This is a genomic window from Cupriavidus sp. WS (assembly GCF_000395345.1).
GTDB classification, from domain to species: Bacteria; Pseudomonadota; Gammaproteobacteria; order Burkholderiales; family Burkholderiaceae; genus Cupriavidus; species Cupriavidus basilensis_B.
In genome coordinates, this window is the sequence record NZ_AQPL01000616.1 from 1 (window position 1) to 3,438 (window position 3,438).

Genomic DNA, 3,438 nt, shown 5'->3' on the forward strand with positions numbered 1-3,438 from the left:
CGCCCGCGGCGCCAGCGCAGGCCCCGGCGCCGCGGGCCATGTCGATGCAGGCGGTGGCGGCGGTGCTGGCGCGCCAGCCGTGCTCGCTGCTGGCCGCCTCGGCGCGCGGCGAGCACGCGCTGCAGGTGCGCGGTTTCGTGGCCGAGCGCGTCGGCACCAGGCGGCTGCAGGAAGACCTCGGCGCGGTGCCCGGCGTGCAGGCGGTGAACCTCGACGTGCAGCCGCTCGGCGACGACAAATGCGACGTGGCGCGGCTGGTGTCGCCGTACTGGTCCGGGCGCCGCGCCGGCGACGCGCTCGCCACTATCCGCACGCGCGCGCGCAACGGGCAGCTCGGCGAAGGCACGCCGCTGGTGGTGGACATCACCACGCCGCCGTTCGATACCTACGTCTACGTGGACTACTACATGGCCGACGGCCGCGTCGTGCACATGGTGCCGAGCAGCCGCTCGCGCGCCAACCAGGCGCCGGCCGGCTACAGCGCGAGCGTGGGCAGCATGGGCGACTGGGTGGTGGGCAGGCCGTTCGGCACGGAGCTGATCGTGCTGCTCGCCACGCCGGCGCCGCTGTTCGACGCGCTGCGGCCCGAGGCGGAGCCGCGGCAGGACTACCTGCGCGCGCTCGACCGCCAGCTCGGGCCGATGGCCGCGAAGTACGGCGAGGACCATATCGGCGCCGACATGGCCCAGATTTCCACGCACGCGCGCTGAGCGCGCGCGGCGGCTACTTCAGGTCGCGCGCGACGCGGAAGCCGTTCTGCGACTGGCGCACGCTGGCGCTGTACTTGAAGCGGGTGGAGGACAGCATGTAGCTGGCGCCCTCCTGCCACGAGCCGCCGCGGATCACGCGCACGCTGCAGCCCGGCTCGTCCCAGGCCCGTCCGTCGGCCGGCGCGCCCTTGTAGGAGACGTGCCAGCAGTCGGCCACCCATTCCCACACGCTGCCGTTCACGTCGTGCAGGCCGAAGCCGTTGGCGGCGAAGGAGCCGGCGTTGGCCGGCGCGTCGGCGCTCCAGGGCTCGCCGCAGTCCTTGCAGTTGGCGGTGCCCTTGCGCATCTGGTCGCCCCACCAGTAGAGCGTGGCGGTGCCGCCGCGCGCCGCGTATTCCCATTCGGCCTCGGTGGGCAGGCGGTAGCGCTTGCCGCTGGCCTTGCTCAGCCACGCCGCGTACTGCTGGGCATCGTCCCAGCTGACGTCGCGCATGGGCGCGTTGCGTGCCGCGCCGGCCACGGTGGCGATGCGCGGGCAGCCGCCGCCGTCGGCGCAGGCATTCCATTGCTCGACCGTGACCTCGTACTTGCCGATCGCGAACGGCTGGCCGATGGCCACGTGATGGGGCGGCTTCTCGGTCGGGTCGCCGCCGTTGCTGCCCATCGTGAAGGCGCCCGCCGGCACGCTGTGCAGCACCGGGCAGGCCGGGCAGTCCTTGAGCTCGCCGGGCTTGACGTCGACCGTGACGGCGCCGCTGGCCACTTCGCGCTGCCTGATTGACGCGGACGACGCAGAGGACGCGGACGAGGGCGCGGATGCGGATGTGCCGGCGGCGGGCGCCGGCTGCACCTTGCCGCTCTGCGCGCGTGCCGGCGGCGTAACCGAGCCTTGCGCGGTACCCTGCGCGGCGGATGGCGCGGTGGACGGCGCCGGCGCGGCGCGCGGCCGCTCGGCGGCAGTCCCCGCATCGGTCTTCGGCGCGCTCGCGCGCAGGCGCTCGATGCGCGCGCGCGCCAGCGGCGCGAAGCGGCCGTTGGGATAGGCCTTCAGGTAGGCCTCGTAGTCGCTGGCGAAATTGCTGTTCTTGATCGATTCCCAGAAGGTCAGCTCGTATTGCTCGTCGCTGTCCTTGGGCAGGATGCCGCGCTGCGCGTACAGCGCCGGCGAGACCCGTGCCGGCTCGGCGGCGCCGGCCGCGGCAAGGCCGGCTGTCGCGCCGGTGGTTGCGTGCGTTGCCGCGCCGAGCGGCAACGGCGCCGCCAGCGCCGACGATACCCACGGCTGCTGGGCGTGCGCGGTCCGCGCGCCGACGATGCGGCCGGCCTCGCGCAGCGCGGACTCGGCGTCGGCGCCGGGCGCGGCCAGCGTGCGCAGCAGCGCCGCGGTGAAGACGCCATGCCGCGCGCCGTCGCTGGCGGTGGTGCCCGGCGCGGCGGCATAGGCGATCACGGTGCCCGCGGGCGCGGCGGGCGGCGTGACGGCGGCGCCACGATAGGGATCGTCCAGGCAGGTGTCGAGGATCAGCACATTGCGCGCGCCGGGCCGCGCCGCCGGCATGCTGGCCAGCACCACGTCCAGCGCCGTGCCCGCCGTCAGCAGGCGGTGCGGCGCGCGACCGTCGGCATCGACCGGCAGCAGCACCGGCGTGGCACCGGCCGCGAGGCCGTGCCCGGCGAAATAGAACAGGCCCACGCCGCCGCCCGCGAGCCGCCCGCGGAACTCGGCCAGCGCGCGCGCCATGCCCGCGTGGTCGAGGTCCTCGCGCAGCAGGACGTCGAAGCCGAGCGTGGCCAGCGTGTCGCGCATCGCGCGCGCGTCGCCGCGCGCGTTCGGCAGCGGGGCGCCGGCATAGGCGGCGTTGCCGATCACCAGCGCCACGCGCGCCGGCTCGCCGGGAATCTGCGTGGTCGCGGCTTCGGCGCGCACGACCGCGGCCAGGCCGACCAGGCACACGACAAGGAGGGTTCGCCACATATGCAGGCCTTGTTCGTACCGCGCGGAAGGTCATCGCCGCGCCGCGCGCCGGCTGTGCCAGTTGTACCGGCCGTGCCGCGCGAAACGCGATGATGCCCGGCCGGTACGGCGGGGCCGCGCTGCGGGTGCTACGGCAGCATGCAGCGCGGGCGGCACCGGCCGGCTCAATCCACCATAGCACAGCGATTGTGAATCCGGAGGTGCTTTGCAGCGCCGGGTGGCGCCGCGAGCCCACCGCCTGCCGCGCGCGCCGCGCGGCAGGGTGCGCCGAGTATCTTTTTGCGTTTTTCCGTTCTAAGCTGGAGGACGAAAATGCTCGGGCGCCGGTCAGGAGCAAGAAAAAATCCACACCGCACACGCGGCACGGATCGTCGTAGGGGAGGGCTTTCAGATGCACAGGCGAACCGTGCTCGGCACCGTGGCAGCAGCGCTGCTGGCTCCGCTGCCCTCGATCTCCTTCTCCACGCCCGCCCCGCCCAATGCCGAGGTCTACATCATCTGGCCGCCCGACGGCGCCGTGATCGACGGCGGCAAGTTCTGGGTGCGCATGGGGCTGCGCAACATGGGCGTCGCGCCCAAGGGCGTGGACATGCCGAACGTCGGCCATCATCACCTGCTGATCGATACCGACCTGCCGCCGATGGACAAGGAAATCCCCAACGACCGCAACCACCTGCACTTCGGCGCGGGCGAGACCGAGGCGCGCATCGAGCTGCCGCCGGGCAAGCACACGCTGCAACTGCTGCTTGGCGA

Annotated in this window: 3 protein-coding genes; 2 read left to right on the forward strand and 1 reads right to left on the reverse strand. The window is 73.5% G+C overall.

Annotation, left to right across the window (positions count from 1 at the left end; genetic code table 11):
- A partial coding sequence (locus tag K206_RS0135645) for a DUF4384 domain-containing protein (RefSeq protein ID WP_231401735.1) occupies positions 1-710 on the forward strand: 710 nt, incomplete at its 5' end.
- Between the two features lie 13 nt (positions 711-723).
- Here K206_RS0135645 and K206_RS0135650 read toward each other — a convergent pair.
- On the reverse strand, positions 724-2,685 hold the full coding sequence (locus K206_RS0135650; RefSeq protein WP_029044447.1) for an SUMF1/EgtB/PvdO family nonheme iron enzyme: 1,962 nt from the start codon (positions 2,683-2,685) through the stop codon (positions 724-726).
- 391 nt (positions 2,686-3,076) lie between these two features.
- Between K206_RS0135650 and K206_RS0135655 the strand changes: the two genes are divergently transcribed.
- Positions 3,077-3,438, forward strand: a 362-nt coding sequence (locus K206_RS0135655; protein ID WP_020207024.1) for a DUF4399 domain-containing protein, incomplete at its 3' end; no start/stop codon positions are given.

What these genes read in the sequence shown, in the direction of transcription:
- K206_RS0135650 (WP_029044447.1), bottom strand. Translation starts at nt 2,685, where the DNA reads ATGTGGCGAACCCTCCTTGTCGTGTGCCTGGTCGGCCTGGCCGCGGTC.